Genomic DNA, 24,370 nt, shown 5'->3' with positions numbered 1-24,370 from the left:
AGCAGGTATAGCGCTGCCCTGGTCCATCGCTTTCCGAACCGCAGCCCGGTCCCAATGGAGGGTGCACCGGTCAACTGACTAGTTCTCATGAAATACCCATCTTTTGCGCATTTGCCATTGCAGGACAGTGAGCGCCAGGACCACGAGGAAGAGAACGATGGCTAGGGTCGATCCGTATCCAAAGTGGTGGAAATCGAAGGCTTGCTGGAAAAGGTAGTACACGAGAACCGTGGTGGAGAGGCCTGGGCCTCCTTGGGTGAGCACTGCGATCTGCGCGAATACCTGAAGGGATCCGACGATGGTGATAATGATCGTCAATAGTAGCGTGGGCGAAATCAACGGGAGAGTTATCCGGCGAAATACGGTGCGGGCTGTTGCCCCATCAACCCGTGCTGCTTCATAGAGTTCCGTCGGAACACCCTGTAGGGCGGACAGGAACAGGACCATGTTCAACCCCACATTTTTGAATATCTGCACGACGATCACGGCAGCCATGGCGGTCGGCCCGCTCTGCAGCCAGTTGGGTCCTTGTATGCCTACAGCGTGCAGAATCCCGTTGATCCCCCCGTTGTCCTGGAGCAGGAATCCCCAGACGAGGGTCCACGCGACCAGGGAGACGACGACGGGGGAAAAGAAGAGTGTTCGGAACACCGCTATTCCTCGTCCCTGGCGGTTGAGCATAACCGCCAGGAGCAGGGCCAGGGGGATGTTGATCGCAACTAGACCAACGGAGAATATGACAGTAGCGAGAATTACTTCACCAAATTGCGGGTCCGAGACGAGCTGCTGGTAGTTCCCTGCTCCGACGAATTTGAATGTTCCTGCCAGCACGTTCCATTCGTTGAAGCTGTAATAAAAAACGAGAGACAGCGGGACGATCACGAAGGTGAGGATCCCCAGAACCTGTGGTGCCACGAAAAGATAGCCGGTGACAGCGTCGCGGCGGCGGCGGTTCAGCCCGGAGGGCCAGCGGGATTGACGGGTGGTGGACCGGCCCGGGGGAGCCCCCCGGACCGGCGTTACCTTGCTTAGAACAGACACGCGCGTTCCTAACCGGCCAGGAGGGGTTTGATCGCACTGCAGACATTGTTGAGCACGCTCGACACGTCGGCTGTGGGCTGCCACATCGGGTCCAGGGCGGCCTTCACTTTTTGGGAGATTTCAGCCGAGTTGGTGTGGCTGGCTTTGGTTTGGCCTTCTGCGATGCCCTTGATGACTGCATTCTGGATCTGCTCTTTGGAGAGGAGCTTATTCGTGGCCGCCAGGGTGTCGGCCGTCAGAAGCGAGGTCCGGGGCGGCGGGAAGAACTGGGCGAGCTGCTTGGCATTGGAGGGGTTGGTGAGGTAAGCGATAAAGTCCTCCGCCTCCTGGACGTGGGCGCCCTTCGCCAGCGCTCCGACGCCGGCTTGCCCGACGACAGAGTAGGAGCCTTTGGTAGCGGTTGGTAGCGGCAGGACGTTCCAGCCGAACTTGGCGTCTTTCAGGAGTGAAGCACGCGAAATTTGGGTGACGGTAAATGCGGAATCGCCTGCGAAGAAGTCCGGGCTGGTCCCAGGCCCGGGAAATGCGTGCTGTTTGAAGATGCCGTCGTGGATGTAGGTGAAGGCAGTATTCATCTCGGGAGAGTTGAAGGTGCAGGATTTCCCGTCACTGCTCCAGGGAGCGGCTCCCCAGGCGTTCCACACAGAGGCGAGGTTGGACCAGTCGGAGTAGTTGAAGTCACGGATGATGATGCCGTCCTTATCCGTTTTGGCCTTAACCACCGAACCGAGGGCTGCCAGGTCCTGCCAGTTCCATTTCCCTTGTGACTGCAGCTCTGCCGATGTTGGAAGGCCGGCCTGTTTGAGCAGACTGTCGTTGGCGAACATCACCAAGGGGGAGGTCGAAAAGGGATATGCGTAAAGCTGGTTGTCCTGGGTCCAGAGCTTTGTCGTTTCGCTGTTCAGGTCTGCGTAGTTGTAGTCAGGGGCTGCTTTCAGGGTGTCGGTGAGAGGTGCGAGAGCTCCGGATTTGACGAAATCTGGCGCGTCCTTTTCGAGGACCCACGCCATGTCGGGTGCGTTGCCACCGGCGATCTGCGTGGTCAGCGTTGACGTGTAGTCCGCCACCGGCAGTGAATCAAACGTGATCTCTTTGATTTCGGGGTGTGATTTCTTGTAGCTATCTGCAATGGATTTGAACAAGGCGAGCTGTGTCGCGTCCGATGTCCAGGTGGTCATGCGCAGGGTGACGCTTCCAGGGGCGGCGGAAGTATGAGCGCTGCTCGCTTCGGTCGATCCTCCGCAGCCGGCAAGAGTCAATGCCGCTGCTGCCAGCAGCGCCACTCCTGTCAGCTTCTTTGCTGGTTTCATTTAGTGCTCCTTGATTAGTAGCCGGTGATGTCGGGCCAGTGCAGTTCGACACCGGCCCCGACGAGTAAGGTCTGAAAGTCCTTCAGGATGGAAGGAGTGTTACGTACGGCTCGGGGTTCAATCGCCCGCTCCAGGCAGAAGGCTGCCAGCCAACCTGCTGCCTCGCCGATATTCCACTCCACGGGGTGGAGCCGAAAGGCTCCATTGGTGAGGTGTGTTGTACCAACGTTTTTTCCCGCCGGGAGCAGGTTTTCCAGACGGACCGGAATCAGTGCTCCGAGGGGAATTTCAAAGGGCACCGATGGGACGTCAATGTAATTGTCACCGCCGGTGGAGGGGTGCAGGTCGATTCGGTACATGCCAACTCCGACGCTGTCGAAAAAAGTGGAGGGCTTGCCACTGCCTCGTACGGCGACGGACAAGTCGTTCTCCACCACTGTGTATTCCGCCTTGATGCGGCGGGACTCACGTATATAGGGTGCCTGGGCAAGACCGTCGGTGGTTCCGGTGACGTCCCCGCGAAGGCGGAGTCCGGGCCAACCCTTTCCGCCGTCGGGCCGCGGCGCTTCAGTTTGCAACCAGTAGAACATCGACAACGACAACTGCCGGGCACCTTCCAAGTGCTTTTCCGGGGCCGGGCTGTCAATGATAGAGCCTTCAAGGTAGTCAATCATCGGCCAGTTGACCAGGACTATGTCACTGTCGAAGTGCCCGTCGGTGAAAAGCTTCCGCGCCAGGATACGGCGGAAGGTCCATAGCTCCCGGTCCCCGGCGGCCTGGCTCTGGTCCGCGGTGATGGCGAGCGGATCATCGTCGATTGTAGGTGTGAATTCTCGGGTGACGATCTCGAGGGTGCGCGGATCAGGCCCCGTGAGCGAGAGCATGGGCGCTCCCCAGAACTCCGGTTGGTAGTTGCGCCAGTAGTCGTAATCCCGCGGTTTCTCAATGGTGTGATCTCCCGGGACGTGATCGATCGCGAAGCACCACGAAAAAGCCTGCATATTATCCGGGCTGGCAGTTTCGGGAGCGCTTGGCTCACCTGTTTGCTCCCGCGACTCACTGCCGGTAACGTATTCCGCTCCGACGAGGGGGAGTAGTTCGCCTGTTTCAGTCGCGTCCAGGACAAACCTTGCGGTGATTTGGGTGCGTTCTGACGTGCGCGCATCCCTGACGGTGACACTCGTAACTCGGGCGTCCGACACTTCCGCTTCAACTGGAATCGAAGGTTGAAGAACTGTCAGGCGGCCCGTACCCAGATACGGTGCCAGCAGAGCGTCAATAACTGCAACAGCGACCTTGGGCTCCGCGCAAAGGCGGCTGACCAAGCCTGCACCGGGATTGAGATCGCTTTTTGCCCGAGCCTCCTCCGTTAGCGGATACCATGCACGGTAGTAGTCCCGGATGCCCTCCCGCAGCTGCCTGTAGGAAGCTGTAACGCCGAACTGTTCCACCCATGCGTGTTCATCCATTGGAACCGCTTGGCTGGTGAGCTGTCCACCCAGCCATTCAAATTGCTCTGTCAGGACGACGCGGCGGCCGGCCCTGAGTGCAGCCAGTGCGGCTGCGACGCCACCAAGGCCCCCTCCGACGATAAGAATGTCGGTGTTGAGATAGTTCATTGGGCGGCTCTTTCGTTTTTGGGTGCAGCAAGAGTGGAGCCTGGCACGAAGCGGCAGTTCAGCAGAACGCGCAGCTCGGAATCAGGAATCCGCTCTTTGCTCGCAATGATTTTTGTCAGAAGCTTCACAGCTCCGGCCCCCAGGTCCTCCCTGGGAGCGCTGAGGCGTGTGAAATCGATATCGGTGGTACCTGACCGTGGGGGATCCCCAAGAACAATGATCGAGAGATCCCCGGGTACCGAATAACCTGCTTCGGCGGCCAGTTTCAGCAGTCCCGCGGAATGGTCCTCGGACTCGAGGAACAGGACCGTAGGGCCGTAGGCCCTAGTGACTTTCCATGCCTCCCTCAGGCCCTTCCCCGAGACGGTGTAGAACATGTGTTGTGCATTTGCAAAGCCTGCAACGGCCTCCCGGAAGCCTGCCCGACGATCCAGCACGGACTCTCCCCGGCTGTCCCTCGCCAGATAGAAAAACCGCCGATGACCCAACTGCAGGGCTCGCCCAACGATCTCCCTCGTGGAGGAAACGTAATCCACGCCGACGTACGGTACCCCGGGGGTACTCCTTCGACCTATGGCGACAAAGGAGTAGCCACCCACGACTAGTCTCCGCAGATCCTCGGTGTCCATTTCCAGACCCAGGAGAATGCATCCGTCAGCAAACGCCAGGCGGTTGTTCTGATGAAAAATTTGTCGATGCCCGTTGACGACGGGGGCGCTGGTGAATATCAGCAAGTCACAACCCAGCGCCTCTGCCGCGGACTCAATCCCTGTCAAAAGCGGTGTATAGAAGTCCGCGGTTTCATGAGGGAAAGCAGCCTCATATGTGAACACACCGAGAATCTGGTTCTCGCCACCGGCGAGACGCCGTGCAGCAGGATCGGCAACATAGGTTGTCGCCCGGATCACCTCCATTACACGATCCCGTGTTTCTTTCGCGATTCGCCCCGTCGGTTTTACCCGGTTGTTCATCACCAATGACACGGTGGTTTGGCTTACACCGGCGAGCTCAGCGATGCGGCGCTGCGTCATCCTCCCCGCACCCCTTTGCCCGCTCATAGGATCCTTCCCTTTCATGCGCTAATGCGTATTATCTAATGATGTAGATCACGATAATGCGTATGATCCGATATTTCAATAGTTCTGCCGCACGTTCCGTTTACGGTTTGGGGTTGGCTGAAGCTACCGCTAGGTGGGATGCGCACATAGGCCTGCGGACGCAGTCGCCAACCAGCTGAGAACGGCCATGAGTCACCGGGCAACCTGCACTGAACTGCCATGCCTCTCAGGGGGCGTGATCGCCTTTCCCCTTACGGGGCGATGAGTAAATGAGATTACCCCCCAACGAATTGGATGAAATCCGCTGCCTCAACGACGGGGTGATGGAAGATTGCATCCAGTCTCATCAGCTATGGCTGCACTATGTAGGTATCGGAGGAAACGCCAGGGATGGTGTCCTCGAGTGCCACCTCCGGGGTCGCGCCACGCTTCCCCAGCTGCAGCGGCAACTTCTCCGGATAGCGCTAGAGGAAATTCGGAGCGTCGCTCGGAGTGCGCCACAAGTTTGACGCTTCGCTCCTGATGCTGACAACTGGCGTCAGCCGTCCCGGTAGTCGGGCCCACCAAAAGTTTGCTGCAATCTCACATGTGTGGTTGTGCTATTCCCCGAGGGGTGCAGTAGCAAAATGGCGAGCGGTCGTCGCAAACGGCGGCTCCGCGTCGGCATTCACCGAAACTCCTGACCGATGGCACACTGAGGGTTCTTCCAGGAAGGACAGCGACTCGAGCAGCTGTCTGGTAACCAGCTCATGACCATGCGCCCCATTGAGTATTTGATCGAGAAGGACTACAACCCACGCGAAGCTCGATGCGCGGAGCGTTGAGGCATGTGGAAGCACACCCACCCGACCTTTTACACTCCCGCTGACCCCGGACTGCGGATGACAGGCTCAGTCACCGCCCCTGCCATCAGCGACAGCGCGGGCATAAACCCTCCTTGATCCTCAACAGAGAAAACGGTAGCCCTTCTGCCCCTCGCCCACGACCGGACGCGTTCGGCATGGGCTAGCGCATGGCGATCTGGTCTGCTGCCGGCGGCCCGGGGGACCGCCGGCAGGGTGCTTCTAGAGCTCGCCGATTCCGGACACAAGGTCGGTGCGGCCCTCTGCCAGGCGGTAGGAGAGGCCGATCACCGCGGCGCGGCCGTTTTCAATTGCGTCCGAAATCACACGCGAACTGTCCGCGAGGCGATGGGACATCTGCTTGACGTTCTCCACCACCATGTCGTTGACCTCGGGCTGGTTGTTCCGCAGGGAGGTCAGGACGGAGGGGGTGATGCGTTCGACGAGGTCGCGGATGAATCCTGCCGGCATCTGGCCGGTGTTAACGGAGTCTTTGGTTGCCGTGACGGCGCCACAGTTGTCATGTCCAAGCACTACGATCAGCGGCACCCCCAGCACGGCGACGCTGTATTCGAGCGAGCCCAGGACGGCGTCGTCAATTACCTGTCCGGCGGTGCGGACCACGAAGACGTCGCCGAGGCCGACGTCGAAGATGATTTCGGCTGCAAGCCGGGAGTCGGAGCAGCCGAAGATCACGGCGAACGGATTCTGGGTCTCCACCAACGAGGAGCGCCGTGAGGCATCCTGGTTCGGGTGGCAGGACTCGCCGTTGACGAAACGTTCGTTGCCTTCGCGCAGTCGGCGCCATGCCAGTGCAGGGGTGAGGTTAGTAGCCATGCATATTACATATAGGTGCACCGGGGGCGGAAAGGGAACTGTGACGGCCGGGCAGGCAGACTTTAGGGGAGGTTACGACGTGCGACTTCGTCCAGCTGCGTCCGCGCCGGAGAGGACAACGGTGCTGCTGACAACTGGCGTCAGCCACGCATGCACTCGAGAGTCCACGAAAATCTCCTGACCAGCAACATCCACCTCCGTGGCCGGGGCGGGGATGCAGCGCCGGCTGGGATGATCTCAACAATGGCCCATACCTGCATTCACCGGTAGCTCCGCACCGATGGCACGCCGAGGGTTCTTCCCGGAAGCACCCTGCACTCCAGCAGCTGCCTGGTAGACAACGTCGGCCCCTGCACCCCTTTGAGTATGTGATCGAGAAGGGCTACGGCGCGCGCCCCAAGCTCGGTGCGCGGAGCGCTGAAACAGGTAAAATCAACCCCCCGCCCGCCTTTACGATCTCGCTCACCCAGGACCACGAATGACAGGTCCTTAGGAACGGAGACGTCATCGGCGGCAGCGAGGGCATAAAGCTCTTCTGCGTCCTTGGGATCCTCAACAAAGAGGATGGTAGCCCCTTCTGCGCGCACGCGCCGCCACACCTCAGCCAGACCGACCGCCGTAGTCTCTGCCTGTGCCAGGGCAATACCCGCAGCTGCCAGTTCGTCAGTCAGGGCGTCATGCCTGTCACGGGAAGATTCGCCAGCGAGAGACAGCCTGGCGTAGAAAGCAGCCGCATGGCCGGCCCCGATGGCTTGACGAGCCAGTTCGCGAGTGGGCGTGCCATAGTCAACCCCGACATAGGCTATGCCTTCAACATCCCGGCGGCCGATAGCAACGAACTTGTACCCGCTGTCCCGCAGCCTGGCAAGCTCGTCGTTGTCCATCTTCCGACCCAGCAGTAGGCATCCGTCAGCCAGGCGGAGCCGACTATTCTCATGGAATATCTGGCGGCGTCCCTCAACCAGCGGAGCGCTGGTGAACATCAACAAGTCCAGGCCTAAAGCCTCGGCTGCACTCTCTATGCCGGTCAGCAAGGGTGTATAGAAGTCTGAAGTTTCGCTGGGAAATGCATGTTCGTAGGTGAACACCCCGACAAGATTGTTCATCCCGCCCACCAAGCTGCGGGCAACAGGATCGGCAACATAAGTCGTCGCTTTGATGACGTCAAGGACACGTTTCCGTGTCTCTTCCGGTATGCGCACACCATTGTCGGTACGGCCGTTCAGCACAAGCGAAACAGTCGCTTGACTAACCCCCGCGAGTTCCGCAATCTTGCGCTGCGTAACTCTTCCCCCCTGGCTCGACGTCATCGGCGTTCCTTTCCAAGCACTTGATAATACAAATCATCATAGAGGAGCCGTAGTCGGTACTCTCTGATAATAGGTATTATCTTATTGACGGTTCAATGCCGGGCAGTGGAGCATCAAAGGATCGGGGGATAGGGAGCTGATCGCGTACTTGGGCGCATTGGCCATCACCTCATCATGAAAGGGACCGCTATGTCGCCTACAAATTCACTGCCGTTCTCAGATGCCTTTTCGAGGGGCGCATCTCTTAATCCAGGCGTTTCCCGTCGCTCGCTGATACTTGCGGGTGCAGCCGCGGTCCCCATGCTGGCAGTCGGCGCGCTATTCACGGCGCCAGCCCGGGCTGCGACGGCCACGGATTTTGACCAGGTCCGCACACAGTGGCGCGCCACCCTGGTTTCGACCTACGACCTTTCCGACTCTACGGTCCAGCAATATGTCACGGCATCAGCGGCGGAAGCACAGTCCTTGTGGGACACCTTGTCGACTGCTTCCAACCGCACCTACCTTTGGGCCGACCTCAACAGCAGTAGCATTTCAGCGATTCAACGGAACAACATGGGCCGGCTTCGGACGCTGGCTCTCGCGTTGAAGTCTCCGGGATCCTCCCTCTACGAAAACGCACAGCTGAAGGCCGACATCGCCTCGGCCCTCGATTGGTTCCTGAGCAACAAATACGGTGTTACCAACCAGTATGACAACTGGTGGGACTTCCAAATCGGCATTCCCCTGGCGCTCAACGACTTTTGCGTCCTGCTCTACGAGGATCTTTCAGCCACCTTGGTTGCTACCGCGATGGCTGCTATCAAGCGGTATGCCCCTACACCCACTATCACCGCAGGCAGCACCTCCACCGGAGCGAACCGCAACTGGGCCTGCTCGATAGCCATAGTCCGCGGTGCCCTCAGCCAGGACAGTGCAACGATTTCTGGTGCAATGACGGCCTACGCGGCAATCTTCCCTTACGTCTCGACGGGCGACGGGTTCTATGCAGACGGCGGCTTCATTCAACACCAGTATTTCTCCTACAACGGGGGATACGCCGTCTCACTTCTGCAGTACCTCACGTACTCCATGGTCGCTACCTTGGGCACGCCATGGGCTTTCAATGCTGCACAGATTGCTGAGGTCTACGACTGGGTGCAGGACAACTATGTCCCCTGGATTTTCGGGGGCGGCTTTATGGACATGACTCGGGGCAGAGGAATTTCGCGGTTCTACGAGACCGACCACAGGGTAGGGAGACTAACGATCGCCACGCTGCTACAGCTCGCGTCCGTATTTCCCGCCGCTCAAGCCCTGGTCGTTCGGGGGCAGTGCAAGGGTTGGATCAACGCTGACCAGTTCCTTCCGTTCTTTGTCTACGACAGTGTCCCGATTGAACAGGTGCGGCTGCCCTCCATTGTGAAGGGACGAGCTGTCGTAGCCGACACGAACATTCCGTCAGCGGCCGAATCAACCCAGAGTGTCGTGGCAACATCGATGGCCAGAGCAGTCCACCGCCGGCCAACATTCGCCTACGCCGTGGCAATGGACAGCACGGTGATCAAGCCTTACGAGAGCGGTGGCGAGAATCGTCTCGGTTGGTACACCGGAGAGGGGGCGGTCTACCTGAACCTTTCCAGTCAGAACGCACACTGGGCCAACCAATATTGGCCCACGGCCAACAAGTACCGCATTCCCGGCACCACCGTCGGGACAACACCCTTGTCTCCAGCAGCTACACGCACGTCGCTCAATACGTGGGCGGGGGGCGCCTTACTCGATGGGAATATCGCACTTGGCATGGGACTTAAACCAGCCTCCCAGACGCTGAGCGGGCGCAAATCCTGGTTCTGCATGGACGACGCAATCGTGTGCCTCGGGGGTGCCATCAGCAGCACAGATGGCGACACCGTGGAGACCATAATTGAGAACCGTAACATCGGCCCCAATGGCGCAACCGTTCCTATCCTGGACGGAACCTCGGTGCTGACTACGCCAAGCCCAACCCCGAGCTCCTTCACTGCCAACTGGGTTTGGATTCCCAATGTCGGCGGCTACGTGTTTACTTCGGGAACATCGATTAAAGCGTTGCGGGAAGATCGCACAGGCAAGTGGACCGACATGGACAACCGCGGCGTCTATGATGACACGACCACTTACAGCCGACGATTCATCACGCTGTGGATAGATCATGGAGTGAACCCCAGCAACAGCACCTACTCCTACATTCAGTTGCCTGCGGCAACCCAAGCGCAAACCTCAAGCATGGCGTCCTCAAACGACATCGCGGTGGTTGCCAACAATAACGATGTTCAGGCCGCCACCCGTTCGAGCACCGGCACCACCATGATTAATTTCTGGTCACCTACGCCCCCGAAGACTGCGGGCATACAGTCCAACAACAGGGCATCCATCGTCGCTACACGCAAAAACGGGCAGCTCTCGATCGCCGTCACCGATCCCACACAAAAGGTCACCGGTTCCGTAACGGTAACCATTGACGGGCCGGCCACCAGCACCCTGCAAACCGACCCTGGCATCACTGTCGTGGCGCTGAGTCCCAATGTCCAGATCTCGTTTAACGCATCCGGACTAGCAGGTAAGTCCCTGGTCGCCCGATTTGCTGTCTAACAGGACGAATCATCAGAAGATGTCAGTGATAGAGAGCTTTCGGTTGGGCAGGACGGCTGAAGAAACGGCCAGGGGCGTTCTCTGCTGAGTCAGCCAGCCCGAATCGCCTCCTCTGGTCCTCATAGCCATGACGATCAGAGGAGGCCGAAACGGGGAGGACGTTTTGGATTTGGAAAATCGCTGGCTCGCGAACGGTGTCATGATCATTCAGCCCGGCCGTAGTTTCCAGCCTGCTCTGTTTGCACGCGGCGTTCATTTAGGCTCCAGCAAGCCCGCAATTCGTTTGCCGCCGCCGCTGAGTTCCCTTGTTACCGAAAGTACTCCCAGGGATAAGCGCGTGCTCCTAACTGCGGGCTGACACAGCGCACGCTTAGCCGTAGGACCTCGGCTGTTCCGGTTTTGTGCCTGCAATTAGGCCCTTCTAGCTCCCCCTCCAGTGGTTCCCCAGCAAGAACAAAACAGTTCGTGCACGTTTGTGCAAATTGCTTGACCCGATTTTCCGCCTCTTCGAACAATGGTGATGACCCCGCCAGCCGCCTCGCTGGCGTCCCCAAAGCCAAGGAAGTCTTTTGAATCCCGATAATTCATCGTCCCCATCGCTCACGGCTGCACGAGTTGGGGCGGAACGAAACTCCATTCAAAGCCTGCGGCGCCGTCCGCACGCGAAGGTGCTGGTGGTGGGCGGCGGCATCAACGGAGTGGGCACGTTCCGTGACCTGGCCCTGCAGGGCGTCGACGTTGCACTGGTGGAGCGCGGCGACTACTGCCAGGGCGCAAGCGGCGCGTCTTCGCACATGATCCACGGCGGCATCCGGTACCTCGAAAACGGCGAGTTCCGCCTGGTCCGCGAATCAGTGGTGGAGCGCAACCGGCTGCTGAAAATCGCCCCGCACTACGTCAAGCCGCTGCAGACCACCATCCCGATCTTCAGCACCTTCTCCGGTATCCTCTCCGCGCCGCTGCGCTTCCTCACCCACAAGCAGCAGGGCAAGCCCAAGGAGCGCGGTGCGTTCCTCATCAAGGCGGGCCTCAGCCTTTACGATTCGTTTTCCCGGGACGGCGGCACGGTGCCCCGGCATCAGTTCCGCACCCACAAGGCAGCCCTCCAGGAACTTCCCGCCCTTCGACCGGACGTCAAATACACGGCCACCTACTTCGACGCCTCCGTGCACAACCCTGAACGGCTGACCCTCGACGTCCTCCAGGACGGCGAAAAGGCCGGCCGCGCCGGTAACGCGAGGGGCACCAGCGCGCAGGGTGACACGGCCCGCGCCAGCAACTACCTCTCGCTGCAGTCCATGTCTTCCACCCCCAACCCGCGGACCGGCCGGGGGAGCACCGTCCGGCTCCGCGATGAACTCACCGGGGAAGAGTTCGATTTCACGGCTGACATCATCGTGAACACCACCGGGGCGTGGGTGGACCTGACCAATGAGGCCATGGGCGCGGCGTCGGCCTTCATGGGCGGCACCAAGGGCTCCCACATCGTCCTGGACCACCCGGGCCTCCTCGCCGCCTGCCGCGGCCGGGAAATCTTCTTCGAACACACCGACGGCCGGATTGTCCTCATCTACCCCATGGGTGACCGGGTGCTGGTGGGCACCACCGACGTCGACGCGGACATGTCGGAAGACGCCATCTGCACCGACGAGGAAATCCAGTACTTCTTCGACCTCATCGGCCACGTGTTCCCGTCCATCGACGTCACGCCTGACGACATCGTCTACACGTTCTCAGGTGTGCGCCCCCTGCCGAGCCATGACGCCACCCAGCCGGGCTTCGTCTCCCGCGACTACCGCATCGAACGCCGCGCCTCCGGAACAAACGGAACCGGGGCACTCGTGCTGAGCCTGGTGGGCGGCAAGTGGACCACCTTCCGCGCCCTCTCAGAGCACCTGACCAACGAGGTCCTCACCGAACTCGGCGTACAGCGGAAGCTTTCGACGGCGCAGCTCCCCATCGGCGGCGGCGCCGGCTTCCCAGCCGACGAGGCAGGCGTGCAGAAATGGATCAAGGCCCACATGGCCGACGGCCGCGACGCAGACCGGACGGCCGGCCTGCTGACCCGCTATGGGACCCGCGCCGAAGCCGTGATCGCCTACCTCGACGCCGAGCCCGACCACGTCCTGCGGTCCACCCGGGAACTCAGCGTCCGGGAACTGGAGTTCATGGCGACCAACGAACAAGTGGGGCACTTGGTGGATGTCTTCATCCGGCGCACCTCCCTGGCCTTCCGCGGCCTGGTTACCGATGACCTCCTCAACGAAGTGGCCGAGGTGCTCTCCGTCCCCCTTGGTTGGCTTGCGGGAGACCGGAACGCAGAAATCCTGCACGCGAAGTACGTGCTGCAGCGTTTTCATCGCGTGGAAACGGATAACCAGAGGGTTGAACAAGCCTACCGGCGTGATTAAAACGCCTCGCTAGCCCAGCTGTCTCACTGAATAGGACCAATAACAAAGAAGGAGTCAAAGATGTCTCTAGGAATAGTCTTCCTCTCCGAACTCTTCGGCACGGCCACGCTGACGCTGTTGGGTTGCGGCGTCGTTGCCAACGTGGCTTTGCGGGGGACAAAAGGCAACAACGGGGGATTCCTGATGGTCACATGGGGGTGGGGAATCGCCGTCTTCGCGGGTGTCTTCGTCGCCGCCAAGTCGGGCGCGCACCTCAACCCGGCCGTCACCCTCGGCCTGCTGCTCAACGGCAAGCCCGAATACGCTCCGGGAGTCGCCGTCGACTTCGCCTCCACCCTGACCTACTTCGGAGGCGAGCTGCTGGGCGCGTTCCTCGGCGCCGTGGTCTGCTGGCTGGCCTACAAACAGCACTTCGATGACGAGCCGGAGCCTGCCGGCCAGCTCGGGACCTTCTCCACCGGCCCTGCCATCCGGTCCACACCATGGAACCTGATCACCGAGATCATCGGAACCTTCGTCCTCGTTTTCGTGATCCTCACCCTCGGTGGTACCCCCTCGGGCCTTGGCCCGCTCGCGGTGGCGCTGCTCGTGGTCGGCATCGGTGTTTCCCTTGGCGGGCCCACCGGCTACGCCATCAACCCGGCCCGCGACCTCGGACCCCGCATCGCCCACGCAGTGCTTCCCATCAAGGGCAAGGGCTCCAGTGACTGGAGCTACTCCTGGATTCCGGTGGTGGGTCCGCTTGTCGGCGGCGCCCTGGCCGGAGTTGTTGCCCGGATCGCTCCGATCATCGTCACCGCCGCTTCCTAAACCCCGGCACCCAGTTCGAACAACAAGACAAGGACGTCATTATGAACCAGTACGTAATCGCCATTGACCAGGGCACCACCAGCACCCGCGCCATCATCTTCGACCACAGCGGCGCCATCGTCTCCTCCGGCCAAATGGAACACGAACAGATCTTCCCCCAGGCCGGCTGGGTGGAACACGACGCCGCGGAAATCTGGACCAACACCCGCGAGGTCATCGGCTCGGCCCTCTCCAAGGCGAACCTGACACGGCACGACATTGCCGCCGTCGGCATCACCAACCAGCGCGAAACCGCCGTGGTGTGGGACAAGACCACAGGCAAGCCGGTCTACAACGCCATCGTGTGGCAGGACACCCGCACCCAGGACATCGTGGACCAGCTGGCCAAGGACGGCGGAGCAGACCGCTTCAAACAGAAGGTGGGCCTGCCGCTGGCCACCTACTTCTCGGGCACCAAGATCAAGTGGATCCTGGACAACGTTGACGGCGCCAGGGAAAAGGCAGAGGCCGGGGACCTGGTCTTCGGCAACACCGACGCGTGGGTCCTGTGGAACCTGACCGGCGGCGTCGACGGCGGTGTGCACGTCACCGACGTCACCAACGCGTCCCGCACCCTGTTCATGGATCTTGAAACCCTGCAGTGGGACGACGAGATCCTCGGCATCTTCGGTGTGCCCCGCAGCATGATGCCGGAGATCAAGTCCTCCTCCGAGGTCTACGGCACCGTCCACAGCTCCCAGCTGCTCCGCGAAACGCCGGTTTCGGGCATCCTGGGCGACCAGCAGGCCGCAACCTTCGGCCAGGCCGCTTTTGACGCCGGCGAAGCGAAGAACACCTACGGCACCGGCTGCTTCCTGATCTTCAACACGGGCGAGGAAATCGTCCACTCGAAGAACGGGCTCCTCACCACGGTGGGCTACAAGCTGGGCGACGCCAAACCGCACTATGCCCTGGAAGGGTCCATCGCCGTCACCGGTTCACTGGTCCAGTGGCTGCGTGACAACCTGGGCATGATCAGCAGCGCCCCCGAGGTGGAAACCCTTGCCGCGTCGGTCAAGGACAACGGCGGCGTGTACATCGTCCCGGCGTTCTCCGGCCTGTTCGCCCCGTACTGGCGCTCCGATGCCCGCGGCGCGATCGTGGGCCTGACCCGGTTCGTCAACAAGAACCACATCGCCCGGGCAGCGCTGGAAGCCACCGCATTCCAGACCCGCGAGGTGCTGGACGCGGTCAACGCGGACTCCGGCGTGCCCCTGAGCGAGCTGAAGGTCGACGGCGGCATGGTTGCCAATGACGCCCTGATGCAGTTCCAGGCGGACATCCTTGGCGTCCCGGTGATCCGCCCGAAGGTCATTGAGACCACGGCGCTGGGGGCTGCCTACGCGGCAGGCCTGGCGGTTGGCTTCTGGAAGGACCTGGGCGAGTGCTCGGCCAACTGGTCCGAGGACAAGCGCTGGGAACCGCAGATGGACCAGGTCGAAAAGGAACGCCAGATGCGGCTCTGGAAGAAGGCAGTCACCAAATCCATGGATTGGGTCGACGAGGACGTTCGCTAAAGCCCCGTGACCACGCAACCCATGGGGCTGCCCTACCGATCCAGCCAGGGCAGCCACCCATCTCCTAACGCTCAAGAAGGAAACTTTTGCCCATCGCTTCCAAACCATCCCGCTATCTAACCCTCTCACCGTCCCTTGCTGTGGGCCACGACGAGCCGGACCGCAACCTTGCCCTTGAACTTGTCCGCGTCACCGAAGCGGCGGCCATCGCCGGCGGCCACTGGGTCGGCTTCGGCGACAAGAACACCGCCGACGGCGCCGCCGTCGACGCCATGCGGTCCTTCCTGCAGACCGTCCACTTCAACGGCGTCGTGGTCATCGGCGAGGGCGAGAAGGACGAAGCGCCCATGCTGTTCAACGGTGAGCGCGTTGGCGACGGCACCGGCCCCGAGGTGGACGTCGCCGTCGACCCGATCGACGGAACCCGCCTGACCGCCCTTGGCATCAACAACGCACTGGCCGTCCTGGCTGTTGCCGAGCGTGGCTCCATGTTCGATCCCTCTGCCGTGTTCTACATGGAAAAGCTCGTCACCGGCCCCGAAGCCGCAGACATGGTGGACCTCCGCCTGCCGGTCAAGCAGAACCTGCACCTGATCGCCAAGGCCAAGGACGTGAAGGTCAACCAGCTCAACGTCATGATCCTCGACCGCGACCGCCACCGCCCGCTGGTGGAGGAGATCCGCGAAGCCGGTGCCCGCACCAAATTCATCATGGACGGCGACGTCGCCGGCGCCATTGCCGCGGCCCGCTCCGGCACCGGCGTGGACGCGCTCATGGGTATCGGCGGCACCCCCGAGGGCATCGTGGCCGCCTGCGCCATCAAGTCCCTCGGCGGCGTCATCCAGGGCCGCCTCTGGCCCACCAGCGACGAAGAGAAGCAGAAGGCCATCGACGCCGGCCACGACCTGGAGCGCGTGCTTTCCACCAATGACCTCGTCTCCAGCGACAACTGCTACTTCGCCGCGACCGGCATTACCGACGGTGACCTTCTGAAGGGCGTCCGCTACTCCAAGGACAAGGTCCTGGCCCAGTCCCTCGTGATGCGTTCCAAGTCCGGAACCATCCGTTTCGTGGAGGGCGAGCACCAGGCCAGCAAGTGGGAGAACTACGCCCGCAGGCGCCCAGGCAATCAACCCTCACTGCCGTGGAATGACACGGTGAAATCGTCGTGACCGTCTCTGCTCGCAGAGGTCGGCCGTGGATCTGAATCGTTCCCATTTTGAGTGGACATGACGTGCTAGCGTGAACGGTGATCATCGTGGCGCTCATGTTCTTCTTCGCCGCGATGGTGGCGCCCTTCCTCATTCACTTTCCGGAGCACGGTTCGTTGTGGGAGGCCTACGTCCCCGAAGTTGCAACGGGAGACGGAGAAAGACCCTTACGTCCGTTGACTCGATCCATGAGGGTCTTCCATTTAGCTGCTCCGCACGTGGGGATACGTTCGTTATTGCTTCGGCAAAAGTACTTTGAAGCATGCCACTTTCAAAGTCTGAACGGTCCAAGGCGCCCGCCGAATGAACAAAATAACACGGTAGGACCGCACGCCGCCCCTGCCGGCGGGAAGCGCACCTGCGTGTGCCGGCACCAATGCTAGCGACGACATAACCGGCTGGATAAGCAGGAAGACCCCGAGGCGTGGGGGACGTCTCGGGGTCTTCAGCTGGCGCCTTCAGACACGGGGGATGGTGCGGTAGTCGCCTCCATAAAGTTACTGTCTAGTACGGGCGTACACAACTTGCATTTTTGCAGGGCGGGCCGGCATGCCTAAAGATTCACACCGATCGACTTTGCGAATAACCGCTTGCTAAGTGGTGACGCTGTGTAGGATTCCTACCCCGGGCACTCAGGTGAGAGATTCTGTCGTTTGGTGACTGCCCTGATCGAAGGCCGATAATGGTGATTCCGTAAAGCTGGAAGCGACTGTATGGGGGTACCATACATGTATGGATGATGTGATCACGCGGCTATCGTCAGAGGCCAGGGCTTTGGCTGAGGAGTCGGAGGTGGCCCGGCAGCGGATGCTGGTCCTGGCCCGTGGCCGGCAGGAGTGCATTCTGGGTCTTCACGCCTCGGGCCTGTCGGTGCGGGGAATCGCCGAGCGGTTGGGAAGCAGTGCTTCGGTGATCCAGGACGCGATCCGCACAGCCAAGGGACGGCATCCGCAAGCGCGGCGTGAGGAGCGGTTCCCGTTTGAACTGCATGTCATGCTGGGGATGAGGTTGCGGGAGAATCCGTCGCGGCTGCGGAGCCTCGCGCGGGAGAATCTTGAACGTCTGCGTCGCACTCCGCGGGCGGCTGTCGCTGAGCGGTGGCTGGACCGGTGGGAAGAACTTCTTCGCTTGCCTGATGACGAGCTGGAGAAGGCGATGCTGGCCGATGACGAGGAGGGAAGGGACCTGCGCCAGATCAGCCCCTTTGCCGGGGCACTAAGCCCCGAGGACAGGCTGGTTGCGATGAAGAAGGCGCAGTTACTTGCGAAGGGATGAACTCGAGCACGCAATCCGTGCCGCGACGCAGATCATCAAAGATGACCAGGTCATCATCATCGGCAGCCAGTCGATCCTCGGTTCCTACACTGAGGATCAGCTGCCCGCCGAGGCCACGATGTCCCCGGAGATTGACATCGCGCCGATGCGTGATGCGGACGCCGATGCCCTGAGTGATCAGCTCAGCTTCGACGTGGGGGAGTGGTCGGAGTTCCATGCAACCTACGGCTTCTACATCGAAGGGGTCGGCAAAAGAACCGCGATCCTGCCTCCCGACTGGGAATACCGTCTGGTCGGAGTGCGCAGCGAAGCCACAAACAACGCCACAGGGCTCTGCCTGGACCCCCATGACCTTTGCGTTGCGAAGCTCATGGCACACCGCGAAAAGGACTTCGAGTTCGTTCGAGCACTGGTGGACGCCCGGCTGATTGACCCAGTAGTTCTGCAGCAGCGGCTGGCATCGATCGACTTGGCCCTTGTCCAGAGCGATCAGGACATCGATGTGCTGGACTACCGGCAACGGAACGCCATTGCCTGGGCAGCCGCCCTGACGAGCTGAAAATAAGGGCATATCTGACGCCTCAAGCGGTGCATTGCGTAAGAATAATGTCCAGAATCGATGTACTGACAGGTGCTGCGGATCATCTCAGATCTCAAGCTGACAGTCCGCAACCAACGCAAGCACGTCCATCGGCTCGAGAACGGTCGAAACAGGCCAAAGCATCAGGAAATGATGACACCCACTCGGGACGAACGGCGCGATGCCACCTGTTGCGGCTCTGCCGGCACAGGGCGTCAGACCCATCCACCGGGCACGGGGCGAGTCTTCCCATGTCGGACGGCTCCAACGTCAGGTTGGGGTGTGCCCTAAACCGGACCATCTCAAGTTCCCGCTAGCTGTCGGGATCCCGGTAGGCAACGGGGCGGTCGGCCGCCCATGGCGCACGTGGTAGGCGCAAATGCCCTGATAGGTGACGTGGGCCGGGCCCCGGCCCTGCCTCTGACAGTCAACGGCATTTCATACCTGACTTCCGAGGAGACGGCTAATAGGATCCTTTTACCCGAGTCCATTGTCCAGCCCGGGAGCGGGGACATATGGTGAGTGACAACACTCTCCTCGGAGGTTCCCAAAGAATTAGCACCCTCTATTAGCAGGCCGGCAAATCCACGGGCGCAAGGACATGAGACCAAAGGAAGAACCTTTGTCTGAAACAGCGGAATGGGCGCGGAGCTAGCGTCGCTATTGCGTGAATCAGGCATTGGGCATCGACTACATTACGAGCCGCAGGAACCCGAGCATTTTTACGAGGCCGAGTATAGCCAGGTTGACATTGGGTTCGACGAAACACTCAAACGGATGCCCGGTCCAATCCGGTGACTCACCCCTATGTGATCTTGCAGCCCCACCGATCGAATATTAAGAAGATTGTGCTTTAAAGCAAAGGAGCTTAAAGAATGATTCCATCGACAACAAAGCAACCACGGAAGCCCAGGACCTGGACCGACACCAGCATCGGCCTACTGCTTTTCGTTCTCGTCATTGCCGAATTGAACCACTCGTTCGAACAGAATATGGTCGCAGTCGCGCTTCCTCGGCTGTACAAAGAATTCGGGGACCCCTTCACCGTAGGTTGGTCAATTACTGCCTATGCGCTGGTTGCAGCCGCTACGGCGGCCACTGCGGGACGGCTTGGTGACGTACTCGGCCGCAAGCAAGTTCTCGTCGCGGCATTGCTTCTGGGTACCCTCGGCTCCGCTATCGTGGTTTTCTCTCCCACTCTTCCGGCCCTGATTGCGGGGCGTGCCGTTCAAGGCTCAACGGGCGCCATCCTCGGGCTCGCCTTCGGGATCGTGACGGAAAGGCTCGGGAAGGAGAGAAGCGCGACCGCCATCGCCCTTCTCGCAGGAACGGCACTCATTGGCGGAGGGTTGGGCAGTTTCGTTGCGGGCGCCCTAGTCGACAGCTTCGGCTGGCACAGCATCTTCTATCTGAGTGCAGCTTTTGCCTTGCTCTCGGTCATTCTTAGCGCCGCGCTCTTGCCGCCTAGCGAACGGCGGGGCTCCGTCGGCGACGTGGATCTCCTCGGTGGAACGTTCCTTGCCATCGGGGTGACCCTCATCCTTCTCAGTCTCACTCTGGTTCGCAGCCTGGGCTGGACGAACGCACTCGTAGTGTCGGCTCTCGTTGTGGGCCTCGCCGTGATCGCATTCTGGGTTGCCTTCGAGCTCAAAGTCGCGTCGCCAACAGTGGACCTGCGTTCACTCACGGACCCCAGGATCTCGATTGCGCACCTCGCCATGTTGCTCGCCGCAGGAGGCATATTTTCCATGGGCCTAATCTCGTCCGTGGTCCTCCAAACGACACCGAAAACCGGAATTGGTCTCGGTCTGAGTGCCACCACCACGGCACTCTTCCTGACCGGACCCGCCGTGCTCTCGGGCCTTCTGCTGAGCCCTTTTGCCGGGCGTATATCCAGCCGGCACGGTGCAGGCATGGCTATGTTAGTCGGAAGCCTGATTGCCGCAGTCGGCTTCATCCCGCTGCTCTTCGCCGCTAATAATGCTGTGGTGCTCCTGCTCGGCCTAACAGCCGGCCCGGTCGGCACAGCATTTATCGTTGCCGCAGCGCCCAACCTGCTCCTCAAGGGCATCCCTGCGGAAAGGACCAGCGAAGCATCCAACCTGAACCAAGTTATGAAGTCCGTAGGGCTCGCCATCGCCCCTCTGGTTTTTTCAACCTTTCTAGCCACAAACCTGGTAAGCATCGATGGAGCGCCCACACCCTCAGCCGCATCCTTCCAGGGTGGCTTCGCATACATGGCGGCAATAGCAGTTGGCCTCATACTCTTGTCCTTCATTGCGATCAAGGTTGAACGCAATGCCGAGAAACAGGTAGACCCGCAGGGGATCCCCGCACGTGTGCCCTAAATCCTCGGCGGTACAGTCCCGCCAGCGAGGGAATGAGGCCTGCCTGAGGCATTCGACGTCATTCGCGTCTCTGGCAATTCGTTCTGAGTCTTCTTCAAAACGGTAGTTTCCTCAGAGCTTTCAGCGGTGATGAGTGCGCCGGTCGCATATGCCCAAACTCTTACCTCCCGTGCTGGTCGGGACTCAGCACCTAGGCATGTCAGCGAGGCAGGACAAGCGGGCACAGCCGATATATAGCTTTCATTGTCAAGAGACATGGGGAAGCCAGTCCGGGGGGAGAACCGGGGCTGGCTTCCCTTTGTTTGCCGGGACAGGGGAGTGGTCGTTGGCGCGGTCAAACTGATACTTCAGCGGGTTGGTTACGCATGGCGATGTGTTCGGCTGGAGGTTACCGCTGGTCTCGGAATGTCGGTCGTGACCCTGGTGAGGTGACCAGAGCTGTATCTCGGATTTACTCGACGCGCTGCAATGTAACACTGTCCTAAGGTGCGTCCGGGCCTTTTCCTTCCCTTGAGCGGGCAGAAGTCAGAAGGGTGATTGCCCTGACTTGGCACAGTTGCTTAGTACCCGAGTTTCGGGCTGTGATGGCATCCATAATCGCCTGCTGCTCGGCGTCGAAGCTGGGACGAATATCTGAGTGCTGCCGTTGATGTCGATGGTTGCTGAGCCCAGTGGCCGGAGTCGTTTGATGATGTTACTTACGGCGATTCCTGTCCTGTCTGGACGGTCCGGGAGACGGCAAGCGCTGTGAACACGATGGTCAGGGGCGCCTCGATCGCGTCACGGTATGCGGTGGAACGTGGGCGTGGCTCCACAGGTCTGTTTTGCTCATTCGGAAGGACTGCTCAGCGTGCCACAGTTCGTGGTACGAGCCAATGACTTCCCCGGCGTCTCGGGGGATATTCGTCAGGTAGTCCTTCAAGCCGACCAGTTGCCGGGCACGGGCCAGCGATTCCTCATAGAGGCTGCGCGGCCCACGAGAGGTCTTGACGAACCTGGTGGTCCGGGAGGCTTTCTGGACCTCGATGACCTCCGTGCACGGTTCTCCTGGGCCGTGAGTGTTTTGTAGTCATGGACCGCCGCTTTCGGGAGTAGGCCCACACTGCCCACCGCGATCCCGAGTGCTGTTCTGGGTCCCAGACGGGTTCGACAGGCGGAGGGCGGGGTCGTTTTCGTTCTTGTGCCGGTCATGGGGGTGATGGTATCGAGCAGCTGCCCGTCAGTGAACGCGTGGCTGTGCCACGGGAAGTGCGAGGCCAGGTCGTTCGGCGCCTTCGTCACCCAGGAGTCAACGACGAACCGCACGTTCGCCTGTCCTGCGCCCCTAGGTTCCCCGCGGAGAGCGTGCCGGCGTCGGCGACGACGACCATGTCAGCCACGCCGTGGCGGCCTAAAACTGCTTGATGATAGGGATCATGGTTGCTGTCTCGGCTTTGTTGCCTTCGAAGCAGCGGATCGCCAGCGGAAACCCACGGCGGTCCACGAGCCGACCGAATACGATCTGCGGGTCGACGGAGCGTTCCTTGGAATAGCCCATCTTGCGCACCTCGTCTTCCTTCTCCGCCTCGAAATACAGCGTCGTGACGCGTCATAAGGCACTAAGGACGTGTTGCCGTCGGTACTGGGATGGTCAAAGCACCAGGTCGCGACCCGGTCCCGGTATTTCGCGGTGGCGGCGCGGCCAAGGATGCGCTTCATCGTGGCGTAGCTGGCACGGTCCTTGCCAAGGTCCCGCAGAACCCTCCCGGTATCGAGCAGGTAGGTTCGTTCCACGACCCGAGCATCAACAGGTCCCGGAACACACAATCTCGCGCAGGCCCCGGGTCACTTGGATGGCCTATTAGGCCTTTCACCGGCGGCTGGGCTCAACCCCAAGCTCGAGGACGCCCTAGGCAGGGTTCTCCAGCAGCTCACGGGCGCGCTGGAGCAGCACGCCGAGCTCGGCCTCCGTATGGCGCCGAGCCCACTTGCTCGACGATCCGATGACGGCTCCGCAGATACTCCACAATCTGCACCCCGTCGCACCGGAGGCCGTCCGTACCCTCCTGATGAATGCCATACGGAGACACTAAAACAACACCCATTAGTGCGTGAGAAACCGCCCCAAAGCTGACATCTTTGCAGGTCAGCCGGTTGTCATTGAGCGAGGCAATGACCCGTGAGCCAAGTCACCTGTTATTTCGCTGGTTGGTTACCGCATGGCGATGTGGTCGGCTGGAGGTTACCGCTGGTCAAGGAATGTCAATCGTGACCTTGTTTGAGGAGGTGACCATAGCAATACCTCGGGTTTACTCCACGCGCTGAAATGTAACAACTGTCTAGGTTGCCTCCGGGCCTTTTCCTTTCCTTGAGAGGCCGGAAGTTAGAAGTGATTGCCGTGTTGTCGGGTTTCCGGTTGTCCGGGACCAGCACCAGCCGGAGAGTTCGCGGGGGATCGCGCCGTTCGAGGTAGCTAAACCACCTTCGTGTAGGTGCCGGTTCCCGGCATCACCGCGGGCTCGTCCTTCGGAAGTGGCTTTCCTCCCACCGGGAGCGCATGAGCCGGGACGGGGTGGTTGTAGGTCTGCAGTGGTGCCATGCTGCTTCGACGCCCAAGCGTTGGGACGACATCGAAAGCCCAGGGTAAGGCGGCAAGCCCTTAAGGGGACTTCCGGGGCCGTGGCCATTCATCCCGTGGCGTCGCCGCGATAGTTTGCCTGCTGGGTTAGCTGGCCGAGCGGCCGCCGTCGACGAGCCAAACCTGTCCGGTCACGTGAGAGGCCTGCTCGTCATCGGCGAGGAATGCAACCACGTTGGCGACTTCCTCCGCTCGGCCGAGCCTTCCCTGCGGTACCTGCGACTCCAGCATCTCGACAAACGATTCCGGAGCATTCGCAAGAATTGGCGTGGCAATTGTACCCGGCCCGACCGCGTTTACTCGGATTCCCTGTTGGGCGTACTCCAGTGCGGCAGTGCGGGTGAGCATCACGTCGGCACCTTTCGAAGCTATGTACGCAATCGAGTTCGGGGTAGCGCGGAACCCGCCAACGGACGCCGTATTCACGATAGCCCCGCCACCATTGGTCAGCATCAGCCGCAGCCCGGCCTGGAGAACCAGGAACTGTCCACGGACATTGATCGCCATCACCCTGTCGAATTCTTCGACCGGATACTCGTGCGTGAGTGCCCGAGCCCCGCCAATACCGGCGTTGTTGGCAAGAATGTCCAGCTTGCCGTACTCCGCCAGGACCCATTCCTCCGTGGCGCGCACATCTGCTTCATCGGCGACATCAAGCCTTCGTGCAACCGCCCTCTTTCCCAAGGACCCCGCGATTTCGTCACGGGCGTTGGACACATCCGCGATGATCACTGTCGCGCCGTCTGCGTGAAGCCTCCTCGCTATCGCTTCCCCGATACCAGACGCTGCTCCCGTCACGAGTGCCACTTTGCCTGCGAACCTTGCCATAATCAATCGCTCCTTTGCGTTAAAAAATAGGCTGCTATTTTAATCCTAAGCCGACAAAATTAGCCTTGACGTTTACGATTTTAGCGTTTGCGCGGCAAAATAAA

At 60.6% G+C, this 24,370-nt stretch carries 15 protein-coding genes and 1 pseudogene; 8 read left to right on the top strand and 8 right to left on the bottom strand.

The annotated features are described in order from the left end of the window. Window positions 1-78: 78 nt before the first annotated feature. From AC3ANU_RS01660 to AC3ANU_RS01635, 6 genes are all read right to left on the bottom strand, one after another. The gene (locus tag AC3ANU_RS01660) at window positions 79-1,041 is read right to left on the bottom strand and encodes a carbohydrate ABC transporter permease (RefSeq protein ID WP_488315341.1); all 963 of its coding nucleotides are present in this window, start codon (window positions 1,039-1,041) and stop codon (window positions 79-81) included. Between the two features lie 8 nt (window positions 1,042-1,049). Then, window positions 1,050-2,351, bottom strand: coding sequence for an ABC transporter substrate-binding protein (locus AC3ANU_RS01655; protein WP_488315340.1), 1,302 nt, complete (start codon window positions 2,349-2,351; stop codon window positions 1,050-1,052). Window positions 2,352-2,365: 14 nt separating this feature from the next. Then, a complete protein-coding gene (locus AC3ANU_RS01650; RefSeq protein WP_488315339.1) occupies window positions 2,366-3,970 on the bottom strand; it encodes an FAD-dependent oxidoreductase in 1,605 nt (534 codons plus the stop codon). Further along, window positions 3,967-5,001, bottom strand: a complete 1,035-nt coding sequence (locus AC3ANU_RS01645; RefSeq protein ID WP_488315338.1) for a LacI family DNA-binding transcriptional regulator — start codon at window positions 4,999-5,001, stop codon at window positions 3,967-3,969. Before AC3ANU_RS01645 ends, AC3ANU_RS01650 begins: the two co-directional genes overlap by 4 nt. Before the next feature lie 1,091 nt (window positions 5,002-6,092). After that, window positions 6,093-6,707 carry a carbonic anhydrase gene (locus AC3ANU_RS01640; RefSeq protein ID WP_488315337.1) on the bottom strand — a complete coding sequence of 205 codons (615 nt, stop codon included), beginning with the start codon at window positions 6,705-6,707 and terminating at the stop codon, window positions 6,093-6,095. Between the two features lie 260 nt (window positions 6,708-6,967). Then, a complete protein-coding gene (locus AC3ANU_RS01635) occupies window positions 6,968-8,017 on the bottom strand; it encodes a LacI family DNA-binding transcriptional regulator (protein WP_488315336.1) in 1,050 nt (349 codons plus the stop codon). Between the two features lie 300 nt (window positions 8,018-8,317). Between AC3ANU_RS01635 and AC3ANU_RS01630 the strand changes: the two genes are divergently transcribed. From AC3ANU_RS01630 to AC3ANU_RS01595, 8 genes are all read left to right on the top strand, one after another. Next, complete coding sequence (locus tag AC3ANU_RS01630; protein ID WP_488315335.1) at window positions 8,318-10,630, top strand: polysaccharide lyase 8 family protein; 2,313 nt, start codon at window positions 8,318-8,320, stop codon at window positions 10,628-10,630. Between the two features lie 635 nt (window positions 10,631-11,265). Beyond that, window positions 11,266-13,041, top strand: coding sequence for a glycerol-3-phosphate dehydrogenase/oxidase (locus AC3ANU_RS01625; RefSeq protein WP_488316006.1), 1,776 nt, complete (start codon window positions 11,266-11,268; stop codon window positions 13,039-13,041). Window positions 13,042-13,101: 60 nt separating this feature from the next. Continuing rightward, the gene (locus AC3ANU_RS01620) at window positions 13,102-13,851 is read left to right on the top strand and encodes an MIP/aquaporin family protein (RefSeq protein ID WP_488315334.1); all 750 of its coding nucleotides are present in this window, start codon (window positions 13,102-13,104) and stop codon (window positions 13,849-13,851) included. A gap of 41 nt (window positions 13,852-13,892) precedes the next feature. Next, a complete protein-coding gene (gene glpK, locus AC3ANU_RS01615; RefSeq protein ID WP_488315333.1) occupies window positions 13,893-15,407 on the top strand; it encodes a glycerol kinase GlpK in 1,515 nt (504 codons plus the stop codon). An 86-nt stretch (window positions 15,408-15,493) separates the two neighbouring features. Then, entirely contained in the window at window positions 15,494-16,579 is a 1,086-nt protein-coding gene (gene glpX / locus AC3ANU_RS01610; protein ID WP_488315332.1) for a class II fructose-bisphosphatase, read from the top strand. Window positions 16,580-17,350: 771 nt separating this feature from the next. Further along, window positions 17,351-17,893 (top strand): hypothetical protein, encoded by a 543-nt coding sequence (locus AC3ANU_RS01605; RefSeq protein ID WP_488315331.1) that lies wholly within the window; start codon window positions 17,351-17,353, stop codon window positions 17,891-17,893. Continuing rightward, window positions 17,880-18,452: a DUF6036 family nucleotidyltransferase gene (locus AC3ANU_RS01600; protein WP_251424526.1), complete on the top strand. Its 573-nt coding sequence runs from the start codon at window positions 17,880-17,882 to the stop codon at window positions 18,450-18,452. Before AC3ANU_RS01605 ends, AC3ANU_RS01600 begins: the two co-directional genes overlap by 14 nt. Before the next feature lie 896 nt (window positions 18,453-19,348). Next, window positions 19,349-20,821: an MFS transporter gene (locus tag AC3ANU_RS01595; RefSeq protein ID WP_488315330.1), complete on the top strand. Its 1,473-nt coding sequence runs from the start codon at window positions 19,349-19,351 to the stop codon at window positions 20,819-20,821. A gap of 525 nt (window positions 20,822-21,346) precedes the next feature. Here AC3ANU_RS01595 and AC3ANU_RS01590 read toward each other — a convergent pair. Together AC3ANU_RS01590 and AC3ANU_RS01585 are read right to left on the bottom strand one after the other, a co-directional pair. Next, window positions 21,347-22,880: pseudogene (locus AC3ANU_RS01590) on the bottom strand (IS1634 family transposase). Between the two features lie 645 nt (window positions 22,881-23,525). Beyond that, window positions 23,526-24,266 (bottom strand): SDR family NAD(P)-dependent oxidoreductase, encoded by a 741-nt coding sequence (locus AC3ANU_RS01585; RefSeq protein ID WP_488315329.1) that lies wholly within the window; start codon window positions 24,264-24,266, stop codon window positions 23,526-23,528. Window positions 24,267-24,370: the final 104 nt, after the last annotated feature.

Source organism: Arthrobacter sp. SDR-2R (assembly GCF_057747955.1).
Note: the sequence above shows the minus strand (reverse complement) of the source record. Positions and strands in the feature narration are given on the sequence as shown.

Excerpts from the sequence above, each read along its gene's own strand:
- AC3ANU_RS01655 (WP_488315340.1), bottom strand. The coding sequence starts at position 2,351 with ATGAAACCAGCAAAGAAGCTGACAGGAGTGGCGCTGCTGGCAGCAGCG.
- AC3ANU_RS01650 (WP_488315339.1), bottom strand. The coding sequence starts at position 3,970 with ATGAACTATCTCAACACCGACATTCTTATCGTCGGAGGGGGCCTTGGT.
- AC3ANU_RS01645 (WP_488315338.1), bottom strand. The coding sequence starts at position 5,001 with ATGACGCAGCGCCGCATCGCTGAGCTCGCCGGTGTAAGCCAAACCACC.
- AC3ANU_RS01640 (WP_488315337.1), bottom strand. The coding sequence starts at position 6,707 with ATGGCTACTAACCTCACCCCTGCACTGGCATGGCGCCGACTGCGCGAA.
- AC3ANU_RS01635 (WP_488315336.1), bottom strand. The coding sequence starts at position 8,017 with ATGACGTCGAGCCAGGGGGGAAGAGTTACGCAGCGCAAGATTGCGGAA.
- AC3ANU_RS01630 (WP_488315335.1), top strand. The coding sequence starts at position 8,318 with ATGCTGGCAGTCGGCGCGCTATTCACGGCGCCAGCCCGGGCTGCGACG.
- AC3ANU_RS01620 (WP_488315334.1), top strand. The coding sequence starts at position 13,102 with ATGTCTCTAGGAATAGTCTTCCTCTCCGAACTCTTCGGCACGGCCACG.
- glpK (WP_488315333.1), top strand. The coding sequence starts at position 13,893 with ATGAACCAGTACGTAATCGCCATTGACCAGGGCACCACCAGCACCCGC.
- AC3ANU_RS01605 (WP_488315331.1), top strand. The coding sequence starts at position 17,351 with ATGGATGATGTGATCACGCGGCTATCGTCAGAGGCCAGGGCTTTGGCT.
- AC3ANU_RS01595 (WP_488315330.1), top strand. The coding sequence starts at position 19,349 with ATGATTCCATCGACAACAAAGCAACCACGGAAGCCCAGGACCTGGACC.
- AC3ANU_RS01585 (WP_488315329.1), bottom strand. The coding sequence starts at position 24,266 with ATGGCAAGGTTCGCAGGCAAAGTGGCACTCGTGACGGGAGCAGCGTCT.